Consider the following 23,478-nt stretch of genomic DNA (forward strand, 5'->3'; position numbering starts at 1 on the left):
GCCTTAGCAAGGGGAGGGTTGGGGTGAGGTAAAACATTTACGAATCATTTAGGATTGCTATAATAAAGCGGACTTGAGATTATTTCCTTCCAATACCCTCGCACAAACGTCTATCTTCCTCCTTCACATCAGCATTTGTTCGCAAATAATCCCGCACGCGATCGCAACCATCAGCCAACAAATCCACTTTCATAACTCGATCCACATCCCACAAAATCAGCGTATTATCCTCACTCACAGAAGCCACAAATGACCCATCCCCACTATACGCTACCCCCCGAATCGCCGCAGAGTTACCTCTTAGCGTTGTTAATTCCGTACCGTCAAGCTTCCACAATTTCAGCGTATTGTCTACACCACCAGAAGCAATAATATTACCATCCGGGCTAAACGCGACCCCCCATACCGCAGCCAGATGGCCTTCCAGAGTTCTTAGTAACTTACCATCCACAGTCCAAAGCTTAATCGTATTGTCCCCACTGCCAGAAGCCAGAAATTTACCGTCAGGGCTAAACGCCACTCTCCACACCGCAGCAGTATGACCTTGAAAAGTTCGTAGGGGCAGTGCCCCCGTGCCTGCCCCATCAAGCTTCCACAATTTCACAGTACCATCCCCCCCTGCCGAGGCAATTAGCTGACCGTCAGGGCTAAATACGACCTGCCAAATAGGAGCATGATGTCCTGTCATAGTATGCAATAAAGTACCATCGGGCCGCCAAAGCTTGATAGTATTATCTTGACTTCCAGAAGCAATAATTTGACCGTTTGGACTGAAAGCTAATGTAAAAACCGTAGCGTTATGACCTACCAAAGTTGCGATCGCTTTTCCATTTCGAGTCCAGATATTCACCTTATTATCATTTCGGCCAGAAGCAATTAACTTGCCATCGCCACTCAGGGCAACAGCATAAATCGCAGCGTTTTCTACAGTGAAAGTCCTCAACAATTTGCCTTGCCGACTCCACAGCTTAGTCGTGCCATCCTCGCTGCCCGTAGCAATTGTAGAACTATCCGAACTGACATCTAAAGCCCAAATCCCCGCTTTATGTGCAGTAATCATCGTCCGCAATGGGTTTTGACTCTGCCACAGCCGCACCGTATTTTCTGCACCCGCCGAAGCAATAAAACTGCCATCCGGGCTCCAAGCTATCCCCCAAATCGAGGCACTGTGACCTCTAAATGTCATTAATTCTGTGCCATCAACATTCCATAGTTTTATAGTTTTCTCTCGACTTGCAGAAGCAACAGTCTGACCGTCAGGACTAAAAACAACTCCAGATACTACAGCAGAATGACCTTCAAGCGTTCGTAGGGGCAGTGTCCCCGTGCCTGCCCCCTTCACTGTCCAGAGTTTCACCGTTTTATCTGCACTTGCCGTAGCAATCATTTGACCATCTCGACTAAATGCCATTGCTGCTATCACAGAAGTATGGCCTCGGAGAGTTCGTAGGGGCAGTGCCCCCGTGCCTGCCCCGCCTTTGTTCCAGAGTTTCACCGTTTTGTCTCCACTTGCCGTAACAATAGTCTGACCATCTGGACTGAAAGCCACTGAGGATACCCCAGCAGTATGACCCTGGAGAGTTCTTAACAGTTTGCCGTCTTTGTTCCAGAGTTTCACCGTTTTGTCCATGCTGGCAGAGGCAATTGTTTGACCATCGGGACTAAACGCCACTGTCCAGATACCAGCAGTATGACCCTGAAAAGTTCCTAGGGGCCGTGCCCCCGTGCCTGCCCTATCCAGTTTCCAAAGTTTTACAGTCCCATCATCACTTCCAGAAGCAAGAAACTGACCGTCCGGGCTAAATTTGACCGATCGAACGATCGCCTGATGACCTTTGAGTGTTGCTATTTCCGTCCCGTCCCGCCGCCACAGTTTAATAGTTTTATCCACACTTGTTGAAGCAATAAACTTACTGTCTGGACTAATATCAACTCCGAGAACAGCCGCTTGATGTCCCGATAAACGGTTATATTCATCGCCTTCATAAACCGCTTGACCCAATACATTGATAACTTGATTCTCAATATTTTTATCCGTCTTGCCTAAGTTTTGTAATCGGCGCTTAGCTTTAATTGCTTCTATTAGTGCATCCAATCTGCGATTAGAGGCAAACAATCCCTCAGAGGAAGAAACCAGCGCTTCAATTTCACTTATCCGAGCTTCCCGCTCACTAATAACGGCTCGGCGATACTGAAAATAACTTGTTACTCCTAAAGCACAGGCAAGCAGGAGTGCCATACTCACCGAAAATAGTAAGGCCCTCTGTCGTTTCCCTGCTTTTTTTTCTTGAATTAAGCGCATTTGTTCCTGGGCCAGTCGCGCTTCCACTTCTTTAGTGCGTTCTGCTTCTAGAGCTTGTTGAACTTCTCGCCTATCTAGTTCGGCACTAGCAGCTAAGAACTGATAGTCTAGGTTACTCAAGCTTTTTTCCTGCGCCCAGATTTGACCATCTTTTAAGGCTTGTCCCCGCAAAAGTCTGGAAAAATCTGTTTGTTGTGAAGCAACCCAAGCATCGAAGGTTTGCGAGTAGGGGCGCAGTTGCCCTAATTGCTTCTCTACCCATTCCAGATTAAAAACTTCAGCATAAACCCTGTTTCTTACCTGTAAATAACCATTATTTTTGACAACTAATCCCGATAATAATAGTTCAATTTGTTCTGGTGAGTCATCAGTTGATACCCGTCCCACTTTTTTGCTCAAAGGTAGAAATCTTTCATTTCCTTGTAGGGGCAATTGTCCTGTAGTTGCCCTATAAAGATTTGGGTCAGGCACGGGGGTACTTCCCAGAGAGTCCTCTTCAAAGTCCGAGAATGAAACAGAACCGCTGGTTAAGGGGGGGTTAGATTGTAAAATTTGCTGGTAGATGCCGAGTAATCTACCCGCGCGTTGTTCGTTGCGAATAATCCGCTCCTTTATGGTTTTTAAATGTTCCGGCTCATCCTGAGATTCCCATTTATTAATGATATTTTCTCGCACTAAACGATCTACCCAAAACTCTTCTGTTCCTGGGGGAATTGTTACTACTTTTTGCGGTGTTGTTTGAGTTGCCATGTATGCTAAATAGCACAGTTTCTGCGTCAGAAATGGCTGCCCAGAAGTCCAAGCCAATATCTGTTTGAGAATAACTTGATAATTATTGACTACATTTGCCAATCCCGCCGCTAATGGCTGGGCTTCTTCTAGTTCAAAACCTCGTAAATTTATCGCTCGACCAATATTAAAAGGAGTTCGTTTTTTATCGACAATTAAATCCCTAGGTGTTGCTACTCCAAAAATTGCAAAAGTAATACGATTATATTCTGGATTAATTGAGCGTTGATTATAGCAAAAGCGAATTAGGGCGAAAAAATCATCTACCGGGAACTCTAGACTGAGAACACTGTCAATTTCATCAATAAATATAATGATTTTGTTTTCAGGAAACTTGGCCAACAAAATATCTTCAATAAAATGACTCAATCTTTGCAAAAATGATACATCTTCTTCATCACGCCACCAGGTTTTTAAGTTAACTTGCCCTAAAAGATTGAAGCCGCGCCACAGTTCCCCAATCATACCTTTATACCACTGTAAAGGAGTGATATTTTCACTGCCGATGCGGGTCATGTCGATCGTGCTGCATTGAAATCCTTCAGCTTGCAGTCGGTGCAGAGTGCGGACTAATAGGGAAGATTTGCCCATTTGCCGCGAATTGAGAATGTAGCAAAATTCGCCTGCTTTTAAGGCTTCATAGAGTTCGGAATCTGCTTGTCTTACTACGTAGGTAGGTGCATTATTAGCAAGGCTGCCGCCGATTTGGTATTGGTAATTATTCATGATTTTGAGTTCATGGTTTATGAGACTTTAACGATCGCCCACGGCATCGCACAAATGTCTGTCCTCCTCCTTGACTTCAGCATTAGTTAGCAAATAATCCCCCACACGATCGCACGCATAACCCAGTTCATCGAGTTTGAGAATACGCTCTAGATCCCATAAAATCACAGTGCGATCGTCCCCGGCGGAGGCAATTTGTTTACCATCGGGACTAAACGCCACCCCCCAAACGTTCCCTTCATGTCCCGTTAGCGTCGTGATTTCTGTCCCGTCGGTTTTCCAAAGTTTGAGTGCGCCAGTTGAGCCTCCCCCCACCAGCATTTGACCGTCTGGACTGAAATCAACCGCCATCATGCCTCTACTATTTCCCTTGAGGGTTTTGAGCAACGTGCCATCACTCGTCCAGAGTTTAATCGTGTCATCCCTGCTAGCAGTTGCCAAAGTGCGACCGTCTGGACTGATGGCAACTTCCCAAACAGGGCTGCGATGACCCTTTAGGGTCTTGGAAAACCTACCGTCAAGACTCCACAACCGAGCAGTGCTGTCGCTACTGGCTGAAAGCAGCCTCTGTCCGTCAGGGGTAAAATCCACATCGTAAACCCTAGCCCGATGCCCTGTGAAAGTTCGTAGGGGCGGTGCCCCCGTGCCCGCCCTGCCGTCCTTGTTCCACAGTTTCACAGTTTTATCGTTGCTAGCAGAAGCCAGTAGCCCATCTGGACTGACGGAGATATCCCAAACTCCAGCTTCATGACCTGTTATGGTTTTCAGTAGCGTCCCGTCGAACTGCCAGAATTTAATTGTTTTATCTTCACTAGCGGTAGCAAGGAAACGTGTATTAGCAGGATTGGCAAAGCTAGCACCAGAGAGGAAAGCAACCGAGTGAACGGCAGTATCGTTTCCGGCAAAAGACTTCAGCAACGTGCCGTCTCGCGCCCACAGTTTGAAACTGCCATCGGAAGAGGCGGAAGCTAGCATCTGACCTTCGGGGGAGAAATCCACATCCCAAATCGTGCCGCCATGTCCGTAAAGGACTTTCGAGAAGGGGTTTGTCGGATTCCAGAGTCGAACGGTATTGTCGTCGCTAGCAGAGACAACTATTTGACTGTTGGGAATAAAAGCAAGCCCGCGAATTCCAGATTGATGGCCTTTAAGGACTTTCAACAGCGTCCCGTCCGGCTTCCAGAGGTTGATGGTTTGGTCGGCGCTGGCGGAAGCAATCACATCGCCTGCTGTACTGACAGCGACTTCAAACACTTCCGAACTGTGACCGCTAAGAGTAAGTAGGGGCAGTGCCCCCGTGGCTGCCCCTGGCAGTGCCCCCGTGGCTGCCCCTGGCAGTGCCCCCGTGGCTGCCCCTCCGTCGGGTTGCCAGAGTTTGACAGTGTTGTCAGCGCTGGCAGAGACAATGGTGGGGCGTTTTGTGCCGCTATTGTCTGCAAGTAAAGCAAACTCAACGTCCCAAACTGCGGCGCTGTGACCTTCCAGAGTTCTCACCAGTTCGCCCTCTAGAGTCCAAACCTTGACCGTATTATCTGTGCTGCTAGAGGCTAGCAGCTTTCCATCCGGGCTAAAGGCAACACCCCAAACGGCACCTTGATGTCCGCTTAGGGTTTTGAGCAGTTTGCCATCAATGCTCCACAGGCGAATGGTGCTGTCTTCACTCGCGGAGGCGATGCGCTCACCGTCTGGACTCACGGCGATCGCCCAGATCGCAGCCTTGTGTCCCTGAAAGGTTTTGAGCAGTTTGCCTTCCCGACTCCACAGATAAATGTTGCCGTCCACGCTGGATGTTACCAGGCGCTGGCTGTCGGGACTAAAACGAAGGGCGTACACGCTGCTGATTGTGTGTTGGAGAGTGTACAGCAAGGTGCCATCCCGTTGCCACACCTTGGCTGTTTGGTCGCCGCCTCCGGTGGCGATGAGTTGACCGTCTGGGCTGACATCAACTGCCAGAACCGGGCTGGAATGCCCCAACAGGCGATTGAATTCTGCCGTTCCATAGATGGCTTGTTGCAGCACTTGTTGAACTTGAGATGGCAACTGGGGGCTGGAATTAGCTAGGTTGTCGATCCTGCGTCTGGCTTTGATGGCGCTCACGAGGGCATCTAATCGCTGTTGGGATGCGAATTGCCCGGAGGATGAGGAGGTGAGGGCTTGAATTTCGCTGGTGACGGCGCGATGGTATTGCCAGAGGGCGAAAATGCTGGAGGCGATCGCAACAATTAATACCCCGCTCAACGCCCCAATAAACTTTCGCTGCCGCTTCGCTGTCTCTCGCTCTAAAACTAACCGCTTGCGTTCTTCTGTGAGTCTGGCTTCAACTTCTCTGAGCCTCGCTGCTTCCAGTGCTTGCTGCACTTCCAGCCTGTCTAATTCAACAGAAGCTGCTAAAAAGTGATAATCCAAATCGCTCAAACTTTTTCCCTGGGCCCAGTAGGAAGCGTCTTTTAGCGATTGTCCGCGCAACAGTCGCGATTCATCGGTTTGTTTTGAAGCGATCCAAGCGTTGAAAGCTTGGGAATAAGGACGTAGTTGCTCTAACTGTTTTTCTACCCATTGTATGTGAAAAACTGCTTGATAAATCGGGTTGCTTACCTTTAAAAAACCTTGGTGTTTTACTACCAAACCTGATAGCAGCAGTTCGATCTGCTCTCGACTGTCATCCGCTTCAACTTCACCAAATTGTAAGAGGTTTTGATAAATACCTAAACTACGTGCAGTGAGTTGTTCGTTGCCAATAATGCGATCGCGAATTGTCTTTAAATGCTCCGGCTCATCTTGCGATTCCCATTTATTGATGATGTTTTCTCTCACCAATGAGTCCACAAAAAATCCCTCGGTTCCCGGTGGTATTTTTAAATCACCCGTGTGGGCTTCCCGCGCCCTTTTTACTACTAATTCACATATTTTTTGCGTTAAAAATGGCTGTCCTCCAGTCCAAGCTAAGATTTGTTTGAGAACTGCTTGCGGATTTGCTATGACATTTTCTAACCCTTTCGCTAATGGTTGCGCTTCTTCTAAGCTAAATCCTGACAAATCGATTGCTTGTCCGATATTAAAAGGTGTCCGATTTTTATCGGCGATTAAATCGCTGGGTGTAGCTACTCCGAAAATTACGAAGGTAATTCGGTTGTATTCTGGATTAATGGCTCGTTGGTTGTAACAATAACGAATCAAGGCGAAAAAGTCATCAACGGGAAAATCTAAGCTTAAAATACTATCAATCTCATCAACAAATATAAAAATTCGCTCCTTCGGGAATTTTTCTAATAAAATATCTTCAATAAATTGACTCAATCTTTGGAGGAGAGAAACTTCTTCTTGTTCTTTCCACCAGGTTTTTAAATTGACTTTTCCTACAAGATGGAAACTGCGCCACAAATCCCCAACAATTCCTTTATACCACTGTAAAGGAGTAATGTTTTCGCTACCGATGCGAGTCATGTCGATCGTGCTGCATTGAAATCCTTCGGCTTGCAATCGATGGAAGGTGCGAACGAGAAGGGAAGATTTGCCCATTTGCCGGGAGTTAAGCACGTAACAAAATTCGCCAGCTTTTAAGGCTTCATAAAGTTCGGAATCTGCTTGCCGCACTACGTATGTAGGCGCATCACTCGCGAGACTGCCACCAATTTGGTATGTTACCTGGGTCATGGGGTTTATGGGTAGGTTTAAAGCTGAGTATGTAGGGAATTTATTTAGAGGTGAGGATGTGGTGATGGAGCTTCATTATAATATAAATAATGCCCAATTTTGGTTAATTACCCTTTTTTTTAGTCCGCGTAGGCGGACTTTATTTGTATAGCAGCAATTTCCAATCGCCAGGAAAAGTGGAGTTTTCAAGGCGGATATTGGATTACGAAAAGAAACTGTAAAGCCGACTCTAAATAAAGTTGTACGAACCAAAATAGAGGCGGTACAACTCGCAGCTTAGCGTACAGCGGTTGTTATCGATATGAATCAGCCCCATACTAAATAATTTAGAAGCCACTATCGGATCTAATTCCACTCCGTGTTCCGATTTTACCACTTGTTTCAGTGCAACCATAAGTTCGGGATACTCTTGGAATGTGGCCCAAAAACTCCGCAAGTAATCTTTATAAATTCCCGCTATTGTGGGAGCTTCTTGTAGTAGCCGATCTAGCGTTACACTGTTTTGACAGAGGTGGTAAAGAGCTAGCCGCACTAGATAAGGATGTCCCCCCACCATTGCCATCAGTCGATCGGCATTGGAGCCATCTGTCCAATCCACTCCGTGACGCTGGGCTAAAGCAAGTATCTGCTCTTCTGTAAAATAGGGCAATTGCAGCGGTAAACCGATATTAAAAGGCGATTCAGTGAGCTTTAAAGGAATATAAATTTCTGTGGAGTGAAGAACGATTAACCGCAGTTTTCCCAAGGTTTCAATCCGCTTTGCTTCTTCATGCCAGCTTCGCAGCAGCGGCAAAAATTCTCTGGCAATTTTTGGATACTCAAAAATTATATTTACTTCATTTAAAGCTAACACAAGAGGGTTACTGATTTCTGCTAATATATATTGTTGCAAATAGATGGTGCAGCTTACTTTGCTACCCATGTCTTCATCCCAATAATCATCTAATAGGGGTGGTAATTCTAGGTGACGGCTGATGTTGGCACAAAACCAGCGTAAAAATTTATCGATATTGACTAAAACAGCTTCCTCGGCTTGCTGAAAATCTAAACTTACAGTTCGATAGTCAAGAGAAGTCGCGCGCTCTAAAATCCGTAGCAGAAGGGAACTTTTTCCCATCTTCCTGGGAGCTTTAATCCGCAGCACACTTCCTGGTTTGGTAATCTCTCGATAGGCGAGTTCTTCAATTAGCGGGTGAGGGATATAAAATGGCGAACCGAGGGGCACGGGAGAGCCGGGAAATTCTAAAGGTGTTGCGAGGGATTGGCTGCGGGTGAATTCTTCAATTAATTCTCGTTCCTCTGCGGTTAGGGAACGTGATTCTAAACAAGAGCGAAAATTTGATTTGCTAATAGATGTCTGCAAGATTTGAGAGAGAGATTTCCACAAGGATGAGGCTATGTTTCTCAGGTAATGCTCTCCGTAATGAGAGGCAGATGCAATACTTGTATAAGTTTTTCCTTCCCAAACTTGGCGAAGTATGATTTCTTGTACGGGATATAAATCTTTTTGTAATCGCACACGAGTTAGCTGTAGTACCTCATCTATCGTCATAACTGGCAATAACCATATAAGTGTATCGTTGATATTATCACTTATGATTGAGTGTAAAGCTCAGAGCGATCGCCTATTGGATTCCCACACGCTCCTGTCGCGATATTTTTGAGGGGGTAATTGGTCAAATCGGTTAAATATCCCCGAAGAGTATCACTGTCAATAATCAAGAATTCCCTCGCGGGGTAGTGGCGGGTGTATTTGGGAGCATCTCAATGAAAGCAGGCCTCCGCTAGAAATTGGAGTTTTGAGGCAGGAGGCAGGAGGCAGGAGGCAGGAGGGAAGAGGGAAGAGGAAGAAGGAAGGAGCCAGAAGAAGTGTTTTTACAAATATGAGATGCTCCCGGTGTATTTAACCTGTCTGCACTCTTCAAGGGTAAAAGAGTGAACCAACCTCTACAGGTTTTTGAGAATGGTTCTCTTCGTTAAGTTGAATCCGTGACATCCGTTAAATCTGGTGATTTCCCCGTTGCCTGACTCAGGGCTGTTTCATTCTCTTGTAGGGGGAGCCACTCTTTGCTGCCCCCATGTCCCAAACGCCTGTGCAGTCGTCTGTGGCGGGGTAGGCACGGGGAGTAGGGGTAGCACTACAAGAGTCAAAATTCATGTTTTTGGTGAGAATGAAACAGCCCTGCGTTGCCTGACCGATCGCTGAGTGCTATAACCCAATTTTAATGGGCGCTGGCGCTCTTACTGGAAAGGAATCTGCGCTCAGTTTTTCTCGATCGTTGCCCAAAATGTCATCCCGGTGTCACAGTTGATAGTGAAGGCAGAATTAAAAATGTGACAGTTGACTTTGCTAAAGCTGAGTCTATTGATGTTAATTTAATTAACAGTAGTTTCAGATCGCTGCATTTACCGATCGCAAGTGTTAAGTCCCAAAGTCTAATTCTTATTTTTGTACCCCCATTTTTTAAGTTTTTCCAGTAATCACCTCTGAAAAATATTAGCAAATAACCGAGTTGATTTAATGCAAATGGTTCATAAAATGTTCCCAAATTATTTTATTCCTCACGGTCATTGCTACTTGTGGAAGCCTGGATTAGTGGGGCTACACGTTTTGTCCGATGGTTTGATAGCCGTCGCTTATTTTTTGATACCGATTACGCTGATTTATATTGTCAAAAAACGGCAAGACGTACCTTTTGACTGGGTTTTCATGCTGTTCGGCTCTTTTATTATCTGCTGCGGGATTACTCATATTATGGAAATATGGACGCTGTGGCATCCTAATTATTGGTTCTCGGGTTTTCTTAAAGGGATTACGGCGCTGATTTCGCTATGTACCGCAGCCGTGCTGGTGGAACTAATCCCAAAAATCTTGGCTATTCCCAGTCCCGATCAATTGGCGGCGGCAAATTTGGCTTTACAAAATGAGATTGGCGATCGCAAACAAGCTCAGGAAGCACTCTCGGAATTAATGCTAGAATTGGAAAAACGGGTTATCGAGAGGACGATCGCTTTAGAAGTTGCTAATGAACGTTTGCAACAGGAAAATCGCGATCGCTCTTTGGCGGAAAATTCATTGCGGCACTCGGAAGCTAAACTGCGAGAGCAGACTCAGCAATTAGAGAACGCTCTGCAACAACTTAAAGGCGCTCAAGCTCAACTCGTACAAACTGAAAAAATGTCCTCTTTGGGGCAAATGGTAGCTGGGGTTGCTCACGAAATAAATAACCCTGTGAACTTCATTTATGGCAATCTGATTCCGGCTGAGGAATACATTAAAGATATTGTGGCATTGATTAAGGCTTATCAAGTTTATTACCCCACTCCGGCGCCGGAAATTGCAGATAAGATTCACACTATAGAACTCGATTTTATTTTAAAAGACTTGCAAAAACTTTTTGGTTCGATCAAAATTGGAGCAGAGCGAATTAAGGAGATTGTTAAGTCTTTACGAACTTTCTCGCGGTTAGACGAAGCCGACATGAAAAAAGTAAATATCCATGAAGGTCTCGATAGCACTTTAATGATTTTGCAGCACCGCTTGAAAGAACAACCAAACCGGCCGCCTATCCAAGTGATTAAAGAGTATGGAGATTTGCCAGAATTGGAATGCTACGCTGGGCAGCTTAACCAAGTATTTATGAATATTTGCTCTAATGCTATTGATGCTTTAGAACAGATTGTACAGCAGGGATATTTGACCCACGGCTATTGGGAAAATAATTTCTCTGACAACTTACAAAACACCCATTGCCCACTACTAAAAATTCGCATCCGCACCCTTTTAGTTGATGGCAAGTGGGTGCAGATTCACATTGCTGATAATGGCAGTGGCATAGATTATGATGCGATCGCTAAAATTTACGATCCATTTTATACAACGAAACCTATTGGTGCTGGTACCGGGCTGGGTTTGGCGATTTCTTATCAGATTATTAAAGCCCATGAAGGTTATTTGCGCTGCACTTCCGAGGTGGGGAGAGGTACGGAGTTTATCATTGAAATTCCGTTGCGATCGCAATTTGGCGAGCGCCACCGACTGCCAAAGCAAGCTGTTATGAACAAGGTGGGTTTAGGCGTTAATAAATAATGCTGAAGCCAGCTACCATTTTCGGTGACTTTTATTTTTTGCTTAACTTAGGCATCATCAAATCCCTATTATCTGCCAATAACAAGTATTATGTGGGAAGCACTCAAAAACATATTTTCCCCGACTCAGTATATGCCTCACGGTCATTGCTATCTTTGGCAAACGCCTTTAGTGTGGCTGCACGTAACTGGGGACTTTTTAATCGCGATCGCCTACTATTCAATTCCGGCGATGCTGATTTATTTTATTTTCAAGCGGCGCGATGTTCCTTTTTTAGGAATATTTGGTTTATTTGGTGCATTTATTATTCTGTGCGGCACGGGTCACTTGCTCGACATTTGGACGTTGTGGCATTCCGCTTATTGGCTGTCGGGGATTGAAAAAGCAATTACTGCACTGGTTTCCTGCTTCACTGCCGCCTCAATGGTAACACTATTGCCCCAGTTTTTGTCTTTAAAAACCCCCCAAGAATTAGAGGCAATAAATCGCAAGTTGCAAAGTGAGATTGCTGTGCGTGAAGAGGCAGAATTAGCGTTGCGCTACGCTTATGATGACTTAGAAATTAAAGTTCAAGAACGCACTGCAGAGTTGAGAGAAATTAACGGTTATTTAGAAGCAGAAATTAAAGAAAAAATTGTCGCTGAATCTGCTTTACGCGAACGAGAAACTAGGTTAACCGAACAACAAACAGGCTTGCTAGAATTAGCCAAAAATTCTAGTATCTACGAGGGAAATATCAGCGAGGCGTTGAGAGAGATTACGCAAATGGCAACTCGTACCCTGAATGTCGATCGGGCAAGTATTTGGTTTTATCAGGAAGATAAATCCGCAATGTGCTGTGCGGATCTTTACGAACTGACGCCCGATCGACACAGCGCCGGTGCAGAACTGAAAGTTGCTGAGTATCCTAGCTATTTCCAAGCTTTGAATACAGAACAGGTACTCGCAGCGGTTGATGCCCAAACCGATCCGCGAACCCTAGAATTTAGCGAATCTTATTTGAGGCCATTAAACATCTCGTCGATGCTAGATGTTCCTATTACCCATAAAGGGCAAATTGCGGGTGTAATTTGTTTAGAACATCTGGGAACGACCAGGAATTGGACGCTGGACGAACAAAGCTTCGCTAGCTATGTGGCGCAGATCGCAGCTTTAGCAATGGAAGCTCGCGATCGCAAGCAAGCCGAGTTAAACTTGCGTTCTGTCACCGAACGTTTGCAATATTTGCTGGCGACTACCCCGGCGGTGATTTTTAGCTGCAAATTAGGGGGAAATTATGACGTAACGTTTGTCAGCGATAATATTGTTTCAATGATTGGTTACGAAGCCAGAGAATTTCTTGATGGTTCCCTTGATTGGCATAGCCTGGTTCATCCAGACGATCGAGAGATTGTTGATACTTCATTCGCTCAGATATTGGAAAAAGAATCGATTTCCTACGAATACCGCGAACGGCACAAAGACGGTGGTTATCGCTGGATATACGATGAGGTTAAGTTAGTCAAAGATGCTGCTGGTCTACCTGTGGAGTGCGTGGGTTATGGAGTAGATATTACTGCTCGCAAACAGGCGGAACTAGCCTTGCAGCAGCAAGTAAAAAGGGAGCGGCTAGTTAATTCCATTCAAGAGCGGATTCGCTCCTCTCTTAACCTAGAAGAAGTAATGACAATGGCTGTGGAAGAAATTCGCCATTTTTTGTCAACTGATAGAACAGTTATTTACCGCTTTAATCCAGATTGGAGTGGATTTATAGCCGTCGAATCGGTATCCGTCGGTACGATGCCGATTTTGGGAATTGACATTAATGACCCTTGTTTTCGAGAACACTACGTCTCTGTTTACGAGCAGGGACACCTGCGCGCGATCGACAATATTTATACAGCAGGTATTTCAGAGTGCCACATTAATTTACTGAGCGAGTTGGAAATTAAAGCTAACCTCGTGGTTCCCATTTTGCAAGGTAAAAAACTATGGGGGCTACTCATTGCTCATCACTGCCACAGTCAAAGGCATTGGAGCTCTTCTGAGATAGAATCTCTCAAGCAAATTTCCGTGCAGCTAGCAATTGCCATCCAGCAATCCACCCTTTTTGAACAAGCCAAAACAGAAATTGCCGATCGCAAATTAGCAGAAACAGCATTACAAAAAGCTGTTGTAGCTGCTGATACAGCTAACCGCGCCAAGAGCGAATTCCTTTCTTCTATGAGCCACGAACTGCGGACTCCCCTGAATGCCATTCTCGGATTTAGTCAGGTGATGGTGCGCGATTCATCTCTCAACAATCAACACCAACAGCACCTAGAAATTATTAATCGCGCCGGCGAACACTTGCTTTCGCTAATTAATGACATTTTGGAAATGTCCAAAATTGAAGCGGGCCGAAGTCAGCTTAATGAAAGCAGTTTTAATTTAATGCGCTTGCTGAAAACCTTAGAAGAAATGTTTCGATTAAAAGCTAAATCTAAGAAATTGCAGCTAAATTTGGAAGTGGGTGACGGTGTACCGCACTTTGTTAGTGGAGATGAAGGTAAACTGCGGCAAATTTTGATTAATCTTGTAGGAAATGCGATCAAGTTTACAGAGATGGGTAGCGTTACTTTGCGAGTTAAAAAGAAGGTAGAAGAAAGTTTGGGCGCTGAAAACGCAGAGTTTTCGGACACACAAACAAAACTTGCCGACGCGGCTTCTGAACATTCCGAAAGCTTAGCGGTTGAAACCACAGCTATACAAAGAAAACCCGGATGGTGCACTGGTTTTAATCACTCCGAAAGCTTGGCAGACTTTAATTGTGTAGATGCTAATTACCTTCACCCGGAATTGTTACGCCTTCAGTTTGAAATTGAAGATACTGGCCTTGGCATTTACCCTGAAGAGATAAATAAGTTATTTGAACCCTTTGAGCAAACAAAAACAGGTCAAAATTCTCAACAGGGGACTGGATTAGGTTTACCAATTAGCCGCAAATTTGTACAAATGATGGGAGGAGATATTACTGTCATCAGTACACCTGAGTTGGGAAGTAAGTTTGTATTTGATATTCAAATCAGCCTTGCCCCTCTCAGCGAGATTAAAATCCTTAAACCGCAGAAAAAAGTAATTGCTTTAGCACCGAATCAACCAGAATACCGGATTTTGGTTGTTGACGATCGCGCGGATAATTGCCTAGTCATAGAGAGATTATTGTCACCACTAGGCATCCTCGTGCGATCGGCTAGAGATGGTCAAGAAGCTATTGCTGTATGGGAGGATTGGCAACCGCACCTGATCTGGATGGATATGCAGATGCCTGTCATGGATGGCTATGAAGCCACAAGACAAATTAAAGCTCATCCTCTTGGAAAACAAACTGCAATAGTTGCTCTTACTGCTAGCGCTTTTGAAGAAGAACGACAAACTATTTTAGGAGCAGGCTGCGATGATTTCATGCGTAAACCTTTCGAGGCAAAGATATTATTTGCAAAAATGGAAGAACTTTTAGGATTGCGTTACATTTACGAGGAATCTGTTGATGCACCACTAGACAATGACAGCGAAATTAGCGGAGTGACTAGCAATCAATCCGTCGAGTTACAACTCAGTCAAATGCCTCTTGAGTGGGTAGAACAGATATCTCATGCCGCTCATGAATGCTGCGATGAGAAAATTGTCAAGTTGATTGAGGAAATGCCTAGCCAGTTGGCTTTTTCCGCACAATATTTAACTACTTTGGTGCAGGATTTCCTATTTGACGATATTATAGAGATAGCACAATCAGCAGTTGCATCGAGGTAAAAATACCTCTTTTCAATCAATGTAATTGGAGGAAAAATTTATATTTTAAAAAATCTAAGTTTAAGCCCATATAGCGTCTCGTTGCTATCTTATTTTATGCGAGACAATATCCTTTTATATGGTTTCGTTTTTGTTGAGGTAAAATTCTTAAGTGTTAATATCTTTTATTTTGAAAAACTACCGTGAGCGAGTGCATGGACAGCTATCAATATCCTACAATTCAAGCCAACATTTTAGTAGTTGATGATAAGCCCGATAATGTGCGGCTTTTATCTACAATATTGACCGAACAAGGGTATCAGGTTCGTAAAGCGCTGAACGGGCAAAGGGCGATCGCTACAGTGCAAGAGTTTCCGCCGACTCTAATTTTGCTGGACGTGATGATGCCAGAAATGAATGGATATGAGGTATGTGCAAAGTTGAAAGCTTCACCAAAAACCAGTTCCATTCCCGTGATTTTCTTAAGCGCCTTAGATGACGTTTTAGATAAGGTGAAAGCTTTTGATGTGGGAGCCGTTGACTATATTACTAAACCTTTTCAAGGTAAAGAAGTATTGGCACGAGTGGCGAATCAGTTAACAATTCAAAGTCAACAACAGTTACTTCAAGAGCAAACGAAGCAATTCCAAGAACTTGTCGAACGTTTGCAAAACGAAATTAAAGAGCGGCAGGGGGTGGAGCTAGCTTTACGGCTTGCTCAAACAAAGTCGGATCATTTATTGCTGAATATTTTACCAGCAGCGATTGTTGAAAATTTGAAAAAGGGCGAGGGTTCTCCGGCCCAGAGGTTTGATTCAGCAACAGTTCTTTTTGCCGATATTGTCGATTTTACGTCTATTGCTGCTAGAATGTTACCTCTAGAATTGGTAAATGTACTAAACCAGATTTTTTCAAGGTTTGACCAACTAACTGAAAAACACGGTTTGGAAAAAATTAAAACAATTGGAGATGCTTATATGGTAGCGGGGGGGTTGCCGGTGCCGAGGGCAGATCATGTAGAAGCGATCGCGAATATGGCCTTGGATATGCAGGAAGCGATCGCTGATTTTCAAACTGACAGAGGCGAACCATTTCAAATTCGGATTGGCATTCATACAGGGCCAGTAGTTGCGGGCGTAATTGGCACTAAAAAATTTAGCTATGACTTGTGGGGAGATACTGTTAATGTTGCTTCTCGGATGGAATGTCAAGGATTACCGGGATATATTCAAGTTACTACAGCTATTTACGAACTGTTAAAAGATCGGTATTTATTTGAGGAAAGAGGTGCGATCGCGGTTAAAGGAAAAGGAGAGATGATCGCCTATTGGTTAAAAGCTAAAAAAAATAATTCAGCGGTTGAAAGCGATGCTTGTCTAACGCAGTCCACTCCTACGGAACTAAGAGAGTACCCACATACCCCACTTCTTTAAGAAGTCGGGTATCTAACCTAGGAGCTATGGATGAACGTCGAGCTAATCCTTAAAAAATGAAAACAATTTGCAGTTGCCAATTTGTATTTTCCCGGACGATTTCAATGCGATCGATAAATTCTCGAAAGTAAAACCTGCGTTCTGATTCTGATAAATCGAGCCAAAATTGCGACAGGGAAACTGTTTGGGCAATTTCTCGCAAATTTACTGGGGGTAGTTGCGCTAATTTGCTTTGCAGTTCGGCAATTTCGGTGCGGATTTTGTAGGCTCTAAACTCTGCCGTTTCCGTGTCTAATATGCCGCTTTCAATCAGGGCCCAAAGTTGCTCTATGATTTCTTGTTTCGATGCGATCGCCCTGACAATTCCTGCTTTCATTCCATTCATATTCGGCATTTGCAACCCAGCAACAGCATCGGGTAAATCCCGACAAATACCGGCGATGGTTAATTGCAATACTTCATCGTAGGAAAGGCCACTACATTTAGGCTGTTTTGGACAGTTAATCGGTCGCAAATAAAGGTATTCTTTTTCTTTGCGGTAGGAGGTGACTTTGGCAACTGTCATGGGCGATTTGCATTCGGCACAAATTGCTAAACCTGCGAGGGAACGTGGGGCGCTAGCGCTGCGAGGAGAAAGGCAGCGGTTGCGGCGCAGCAACCTGTCTATTTGGGCGGCTTCTTCTCTGGAAATAATCGGGACGTGGGTGTTAGAAATTACTTGGCCGTTTTGATATTCTAAATCGCCTCGGTAGGCGGGATTTGTCAGCCAGCGGCGGCCGGTACTTACAGAAATTTTTTTGTTGTATTTCTTGGCTAAATACCGCACGGAACCTCGCAATGAACCGTAAATTAAAAAGTGTTCAAAAAAGTCTTTGACGGTGGGGGCGGTGGTTTTATCGATCGTATAACAATCTTTGCCGCGCCGGTAGCCGTAGGGAGCCTTACCCGGTGGCATCCGGGATTTGATGCGGTTGCGCGCGTGTCCTTTGCGAATACTCCGGCTGTGTTGGCTGCGCTGGATTTCTGCGAGGATTTGCAGCAAGTTTTTGCGGTTTCTTGGTTCTGTTTCTTCTTGGACAATGATTTCGACGCCGAGGTTTTCGAGTTGGGCGAGGTGCGAACACACTTGCTGCAATGTGTCGCCTAGTTCTTCAAACCGCTGAATTAATAAGTATTTGACTGGTTCTGTTTGGCAGTCTTTGAGGAGTTGCTGCAGTTGTTGTCGCCCTCCTAAGTCTTGATAGGTGCGATCGACTTCTTGACCCCAAATTTCCGGTGCGGGTGCTGCTTCCAGTAGCGGTTCGGTGTAAGAATAAGCGATGATTTTCATCTGTTACTCGCTGAGTTCGATGATATTGCCGTCGGGATCTTGGGTAAATAATGCCGATCGACCTGACGCACTCATTTGGAACGGGCAATTGTGAGCGATTAACTGTTGTTTTGCTGCCTCTAAGTTGGCCACAGAAAATGCTAGATGTCGGTTGCGTCCCCATTTGGCATGGTCTACGGCATCTGGGATAATTGTTGCACCTAAAATTAGGTGGAGCTGGAAGTCGCCGATTTGATACCAGATTCCAGGAAATTTTAAGTCGCGATCGATTTTTTGCAGTTTTAGTACGGTGCTGTAAAAGTGTTGGGATTGTTCCAGGTTGGAGATGAGGATGGCGCTGTGGAGGGATTGAGTAATTTGCATTTTTGTTGGGATTTATGGTTTTTTTTTTACCGCTGATGCAGGCTGATGAACGCAGATTTTTTGCGGTTGGTTGAGTTTTTGATATGATAACATTGTCCGTCGCTCTTAATATATCCATTATCAAGTCTTGTAACAAAAAACTGCCCGCTGGGAGTGTTTTTAACAATGGTTTCTCAAAAAAGTGCGATCGTCTCCAGAGCGGGCAAAATCCGTCTCCGCAATGTCTTGGTAGTTCCCTTTGTTCTCCAAATTTTGGCCGCTGTGGGCTGCGTTGGCTATCTCTCTTACAGAAACGGAGAGCAGATAGTCAACAATATTGTTAGTCAGTTGCGCCACGAAGTGAGTGCGAGAGTTTACGAACGTGTTCAAACCTATCTGGAAGCTCCGCCACTGGTGAATCAGATCAATCAGGATGCTGTACCTTTGGGGGTGTTGAACTTTGACGATTTGGAGCAAGCTAGACCATATTTTTGGAAACAAGTTCTGCAATTTAAGTCGATCGGTCACGCGGGAATTGCCAACGAAAAAGGTCAGTACCTGCGTGTGGGTTGGGTAAATCGGCTGGTTGGACTGGAACAACCTCAGCTTGCCCAGCAACTGATTCCGGGGGGTGGCGACTTGATCTATTACAACCTTGACGATAATGGAAACCCGACAACAATCGAAAAAAACACGCCCAATTATGACGTTCGCACCCGCCCTTTTTACAGAGTAGCTGTTGAGAAGAAACAGGCAGCTTGGAGTGAAGTTTATATTAATTTTGGCTACGGTACGCTGCAAATTAATGCGAGTCTACCCTATTATGATGCCGAAGGGAAACTAATTGGCGTGCTGACTTGCCAGATGGGACTAGATCAAATTCGCCAATTCCTGCAAACCTTAAGAGTGGGTAATTCCGGTCAAGTATTTATCATTGAACCCCAGGGTGAGTTAATAGCCACCTCGCTTAAAGAACAGCCTCTTTCGGTGGGAACCGGTAAAGATACAAAGCGGATCAAAGCACAGGAAAGCAGCAACAGGCTGATGCGTCAAAGTGTGCTTTATCTGCTCGATCGCTTCAAGCGTTTGGAAGACATCGATCAAACAGTTCAACTTGACTTTTATCTGAACGGTGAGCGGCAATTTATCCAAGTTTCTCCGTTAACAGACAAGTACGGCCTCAATTGGCTGAGTGTAGTAGTAGTTCCTGAAGCGGACTTTATGGCGCAAATTTATGCTAACACTCGCCAGACCATTTTGCTGTGTATTGTGGCTCTCATTGTCTCTGTTGCAATGGGTATTTTCACCGCTAGCTGGATTACTCGCCCCCTAAACCAAATTGCTCAAGCTTCAGAATATCTAGCAGGTGGTGCTCTCAACCAGAACGTTGATTCCAGTCGGATTTGGGAAATTGAAACCTTAAGAAATTCCTTTAATAGCATGGCGAGACAACTGCAAGAATCCTTGGAAACGCTAGAAGATAAAGTCAAAGAACGTACCTCGGAACTCGCCACCGCCACTAAACAAATTGCCGCTCTCAACCAGCGTCTGAAAGCGGAAAACTTCCGCATGAGTTCCGAACTCGATATGCTAAAACAAATGCAGCAGTTGATTCTGCCAAAACCTGCCGAACTTGCAGCTATTGAAGATTTAGATATTGCCGGATTTATGGAACCAGCCTCGGAAGTAGGTGGTGATTACTACGACGTACTTTGTACTAACGGGGTTGTCACAATTTGTATTGGTGATGTCACCGGACACGGATTGGAAAGCGGCATTTTGATGGTGATGACTCAAGCTGCTGTCCGCACTCTTCAGGAAATGCAAGAATCCAACCCGGTGCGTTTTTTAGATACCCTCAACCGCACTATTTATAAAAATGTTCAGCGCATGAACTCCGACAAAAATATGACACTAGCTTTGCTCAACTATGCCGATCGCACAATTAGTATCAGCGGTCAACACGAGGAAACTCTTGTGGTCAGGAAAGGTGGTAAAATCCAGCGAATAGACACCATTAATTTAGGATTTCCGCTCGCCTTAGATGAGGATATTTCCCATTGGATTAGCCATGTTTTAGTAGACTTAGAGCCGGGGGACGGGGTGGTGCTTTACACTGACGGCATTCCCGAAGCTAGAAATATGCACAAAAAATTCTATGGTATTGAAAGACTCTGTGAAGTGGTTTCTCAAAACTGGCATTTGAGCGCCGAACAAATCAAGGAAGCCACCATCGCTGATTTGAGAAATTTCATTGGAAAACAAAAGGTTTTTGATGACATTACTTTGCTAGTATTGAAGCAACAGGGAAATATTGTGCATAATTGATTATTGACCGAAAGCATCCAGGATACAAGCCCCCGGATTCATTCCTTCGCAGACTCATAACCCAGAAATAAAAGACCTGTATCCCATGAAACTTGCCCCCCGAATTTATCCGTGGGGTCAATCTAAAATCTAAAATCTAAAATCTAAAATCGATTGACTGTCGTCAACCAGGTTTCTACGAGAAAGCTTGGATTTAGTCGCCAAGCATGGAACCAGCAACCGGATTTATCGCTTTGCCCGTGTAAGTTATAATAATTTACAGCGAGGAAGTCAAACAACTTTGCGCTTCCAGATTCGGAAGTATAAATTATGAAACCACAAATAAATTTAGCACCATCTAAATCTCCAGAAGAACTCCATACCCAGCTACAGGAGTTGAGCGAAAAACTTGAGGAAGTAGAGGATGAAAAAAATAGCTATGAAACCTTAGTAGAAATTATCACACAACACTCCACGGATCTGGAAAACCAGATCCATCATAAAAACCGAGAGATGCAGACTTACATTGAGCAGGTAAAAAAGGTTATAGATGCAGCTATTGCTGTAAAAAATAATAGCTTTGAACCCCAGATATTGTCAGATGTGGCAGCGCGCAGTGATGCACTGGGAGAACTAGCACAGGTATTTTCGCATATGGTGCAAACGGTGAAAGCGCGGGAACAAGAATTAGAGAAACTTTTGCAGGCTTACGGACGTTTTGTTCCCGCTGAATTTCTCCAATTTCTCGGCAAGCAGAGCATTGTTGATTTCCAGCTTGGAGATCACGTGAGCAAAGAGATGGCAATTATGTTTTCCGATATGCGTTCGTTTACCACGATGGCGGAGCAAATGACTCCTCAAGAAAATTTTGATTTCATCAATAACTATTTACAGCAAGTTAGTCCGGAAATTCGTAAGCACAATGGTTTTATTGTCAAGTATATTGGAGATGGAGTCATGGCAGTTTTTCCTGATGGCGTGGATGATGCTATTCAGGCAGGAATTGTGAAATTGGAGCAGTTGCATAAATACAATCAAAGCCGTAAAATAAATGGGGATATACCGCTGAAGATTGGCATTGGTATCCATGTGGGTGATACGATGGTTGGGATTATTGGAGATGCGAATCGGATGCAAGCAGATGCGCTCTCAGATCATGTCAATCTCACCGCTCGTCTGGAAGGTTTGACTAAGTATTATGGCGTATCTTTATTAATTTCTGGAGATGTGGTACAACGTTTGAGTCAACCAGAAAAGTATCATATCCGTTTTTTGGATCGGGCTATTGTCAAAGGTAGACAAGAAGCCATTACAGTTTGTGAGGTGTTAGATGTTGAAGTAGAACCAGTGCGATCGCTCAAAATTCAAACCTTGCCTATATTTGAGGAGGGACTCCAAGAATATTGTCAGGGAAATTTTGCTAAGGCCATTGTTTGTTTTGAACAGATAGTAGCACTAAATCCAGATGACAAGCCCAGTCAACTTTACCTAAAACGCATCCAATCGCTGTTAGAAAAGAGTATTCCGGCTAACTGGAATGGCGTGTGGAAATTCACCAAAAAGTGACCTTAATACCTCAATTAGAGCTAGAAAAATCATGACATCTGGAAGCTTAAAAACAATGACCCAAATCTTTGGAGAATTCATTGAAGAATTTCCTCCTGAACACGATTCCCTAGAACTGACATTTACTCCCAGTTCTCGCCCGATTAAACAGCGCTGGCGCAACAACAGGCTTTCAGCTCATTTTGTAGCCGATTATTTGTCTAGCTTTCTACCTGTGGATGAGGAGGATGCTAGCAGCGAGAAACGGATAAAAGAAAGCAAGGGAGCTGTGAGCTACGTAGCCAACGAACTGTTAGAAAATGCGATTAAATTTAATAACGATGATACTCATTACAAGGTCAAATTTGGCATACACTTTATTGGTGAAACAGAGGTGACGGCGGTAATTTTTGCCAGTAATAGTGTCACTTCAGAAGGGGCGAGTAAGTTGAAGGAGTTTATTGAAGAAATTATGGCTTCCGATCCCAATGAACTTTATTTGCAGCAGCTTGAAAAAAATGCAGAATCTGAAAGTGATACATCGGGATTGGGATTGCTGACGATGATTAATGACTATTCAGCTAAGATAGGTTGGAAATTCGAGCCCAGGCCAGATAGTGATACCATCATTGTTACGACTGTGGTTCAAATTAGGGTCTAGTTTCTAGCATTTCAATATTTACTCTCTTGTGCGATCGCACTATTTTAGTCAGGAAATAAAATCACAATGGGCATTCAAGACATTCAAGGTGAAGATTACAGCATTCAGTACGATCCAGAATCAGTCACAGTCACTTTCCAAGGCGAACTGAGCCTGAGCGGCCCTCCAGAATATGCACCAATAGCCGAATTGTTAGATGAGGTCGCCAATGGCGAACCTCCTACTATTACCTTGAACCTAAAACAATTGGAATTTGTTAACAGTTCTGGTATCAGTATGCTGTCTAAATTTGTTATTAGCGTTCGGAAAAAGAAAACGATTCAACTTTTGGTATTGGGTTCAAATGATATTCCTTGGCAACAGAAATCTCTCAGAAATTTAGAAAAGCTGTTGCCAACTTTGAAGCTCGAATTAGCGTAGGATATGTGTAAATTTTAATTACAGTTAACACAGGCGGGACGCCCGTGCCACACACAGTTAACACAGGCGGGACGCCCGTGCCACAGTTAACACAGGCGGGACGCCCGTGCCACAGTTAACACAGGCGGG

The 23,478-nt window shown here is 44.4% G+C and carries 12 protein-coding genes; 7 read left to right on the forward strand and 5 right to left on the reverse strand.

Going from position 1 to position 23,478, the window contains the following annotated elements; translation table 11 throughout:
• Window positions 1-79: 79 nt before the first annotated feature.
• From QT973_RS04290 to QT973_RS04300, 3 genes are all read right to left on the reverse strand, one after another.
• On the reverse strand, window positions 80-3,817 hold the full coding sequence (locus QT973_RS04290) for a WD40 domain-containing protein (protein WP_333390694.1): 3,738 nt from the start codon (window positions 3,815-3,817) through the stop codon (window positions 80-82).
• A 27-nt stretch (window positions 3,818-3,844) separates the two neighbouring features.
• On the reverse strand, window positions 3,845-7,471 hold the full coding sequence (locus tag QT973_RS04295; RefSeq protein ID WP_333390697.1) for an AAA-like domain-containing protein: 3,627 nt from the start codon (window positions 7,469-7,471) through the stop codon (window positions 3,845-3,847).
• A 229-nt stretch (window positions 7,472-7,700) separates the two neighbouring features.
• Window positions 7,701-9,023: an AAA-like domain-containing protein gene (locus QT973_RS04300; RefSeq protein WP_333233980.1), complete on the reverse strand. Its 1,323-nt coding sequence runs from the start codon at window positions 9,021-9,023 to the stop codon at window positions 7,701-7,703.
• Window positions 9,024-9,992: 969 nt separating this feature from the next.
• On the opposite strand from QT973_RS04300, the gene QT973_RS04305 reads away from it, so the two are divergent.
• The 3 genes from QT973_RS04305 to QT973_RS04315 all read left to right on the forward strand — a co-directional run bounded on the left by QT973_RS04305 (window position 9,993) and on the right by QT973_RS04315 (window position 16,744).
• The gene (locus QT973_RS04305) at window positions 9,993-11,561 is read left to right on the forward strand and encodes an ATP-binding protein (RefSeq protein WP_333052968.1); all 1,569 of its coding nucleotides are present in this window, start codon (window positions 9,993-9,995) and stop codon (window positions 11,559-11,561) included.
• A 90-nt stretch (window positions 11,562-11,651) separates the two neighbouring features.
• Window positions 11,652-15,332, forward strand: coding sequence for a GAF domain-containing protein (locus QT973_RS04310; RefSeq protein ID WP_333052967.1), 3,681 nt, complete (start codon window positions 11,652-11,654; stop codon window positions 15,330-15,332).
• Between the two features lie 194 nt (window positions 15,333-15,526).
• Window positions 15,527-16,744, forward strand: coding sequence for an adenylate/guanylate cyclase domain-containing protein (locus QT973_RS04315; RefSeq protein ID WP_333053144.1), 1,218 nt, complete (start codon window positions 15,527-15,529; stop codon window positions 16,742-16,744).
• A gap of 49 nt (window positions 16,745-16,793) precedes the next feature.
• On the opposite strand, the gene QT973_RS04320 is transcribed toward QT973_RS04315, so the two are convergent.
• Window positions 16,794-18,074: a recombinase family protein gene (locus tag QT973_RS04320; RefSeq protein ID WP_333211046.1), complete on the reverse strand. Its 1,281-nt coding sequence runs from the start codon at window positions 18,072-18,074 to the stop codon at window positions 16,794-16,796.
• Window positions 18,075-18,077: 3 nt separating this feature from the next.
• Entirely contained in the window at window positions 18,078-18,437 is a 360-nt protein-coding gene (locus tag QT973_RS04325) for a VOC family protein (RefSeq protein ID WP_333211044.1), read from the reverse strand.
• Between the two features lie 165 nt (window positions 18,438-18,602).
• Between QT973_RS04325 and QT973_RS04330 the strand changes: the two genes are divergently transcribed.
• From QT973_RS04330 to QT973_RS04345, 4 genes are all read left to right on the forward strand, one after another.
• The gene (locus QT973_RS04330; RefSeq protein WP_333052962.1) at window positions 18,603-20,744 is read left to right on the forward strand and encodes a SpoIIE family protein phosphatase; all 2,142 of its coding nucleotides are present in this window, start codon (window positions 18,603-18,605) and stop codon (window positions 20,742-20,744) included.
• A 309-nt stretch (window positions 20,745-21,053) separates the two neighbouring features.
• Window positions 21,054-22,289, forward strand: a complete 1,236-nt coding sequence (locus tag QT973_RS04335) for an adenylate/guanylate cyclase domain-containing protein (RefSeq protein WP_333052961.1) — start codon at window positions 21,054-21,056, stop codon at window positions 22,287-22,289.
• 31 nt (window positions 22,290-22,320) lie between these two features.
• Window positions 22,321-22,929, forward strand: coding sequence for a DUF6272 family protein (locus tag QT973_RS04340; RefSeq protein WP_333052959.1), 609 nt, complete (start codon window positions 22,321-22,323; stop codon window positions 22,927-22,929).
• 66 nt (window positions 22,930-22,995) lie between these two features.
• Window positions 22,996-23,349, forward strand: a complete 354-nt coding sequence (locus tag QT973_RS04345; protein WP_333052957.1) for a slr1659 superfamily regulator — start codon at window positions 22,996-22,998, stop codon at window positions 23,347-23,349.
• Window positions 23,350-23,478: the final 129 nt, after the last annotated feature.

Origin of the sequence: Microcoleus sp. Z1_A1, from assembly GCF_036700305.1 — a bacterium.
GTDB lineage: Bacteria > Cyanobacteriota > Cyanobacteriia > Cyanobacteriales > Microcoleaceae > Microcoleus.

Coding starts and splice junctions, on each gene's coding strand:
- QT973_RS04305 (WP_333052968.1), top strand. CDS start 9,993: ATGCAAATGGTTCATAAAATGTTCCCAAATTATTTTATTCCTCACGGT.
- QT973_RS04300 (WP_333233980.1), bottom strand. CDS start 9,023: ATGACGATAGATGAGGTACTACAGCTAACTCGTGTGCGATTACAAAAA.
- QT973_RS04320 (WP_333211046.1), bottom strand. CDS start 18,074: ATGAAAATCATCGCTTATTCTTACACCGAACCGCTACTGGAAGCAGCA.
- QT973_RS04345 (WP_333052957.1), top strand. CDS start 22,996: ATGGGCATTCAAGACATTCAAGGTGAAGATTACAGCATTCAGTACGAT.
- QT973_RS04330 (WP_333052962.1), top strand. CDS start 18,603: ATGGTTTCTCAAAAAAGTGCGATCGTCTCCAGAGCGGGCAAAATCCGT.
- QT973_RS04340 (WP_333052959.1), top strand. CDS start 22,321: ATGACATCTGGAAGCTTAAAAACAATGACCCAAATCTTTGGAGAATTC.
- QT973_RS04335 (WP_333052961.1), top strand. CDS start 21,054: ATGAAACCACAAATAAATTTAGCACCATCTAAATCTCCAGAAGAACTC.
- QT973_RS04310 (WP_333052967.1), top strand. CDS start 11,652: ATGTGGGAAGCACTCAAAAACATATTTTCCCCGACTCAGTATATGCCT.
- QT973_RS04290 (WP_333390694.1), bottom strand. CDS start 3,817: ATGAATAATTACCAATACCAAATCGGCGGCAGCCTTGCTAATAATGCA.
- QT973_RS04315 (WP_333053144.1), top strand. CDS start 15,527: ATGGACAGCTATCAATATCCTACAATTCAAGCCAACATTTTAGTAGTT.
- QT973_RS04295 (WP_333390697.1), bottom strand. CDS start 7,471: ATGACCCAGGTAACATACCAAATTGGTGGCAGTCTCGCGAGTGATGCG.
- QT973_RS04325 (WP_333211044.1), bottom strand. CDS start 18,437: ATGCAAATTACTCAATCCCTCCACAGCGCCATCCTCATCTCCAACCTG.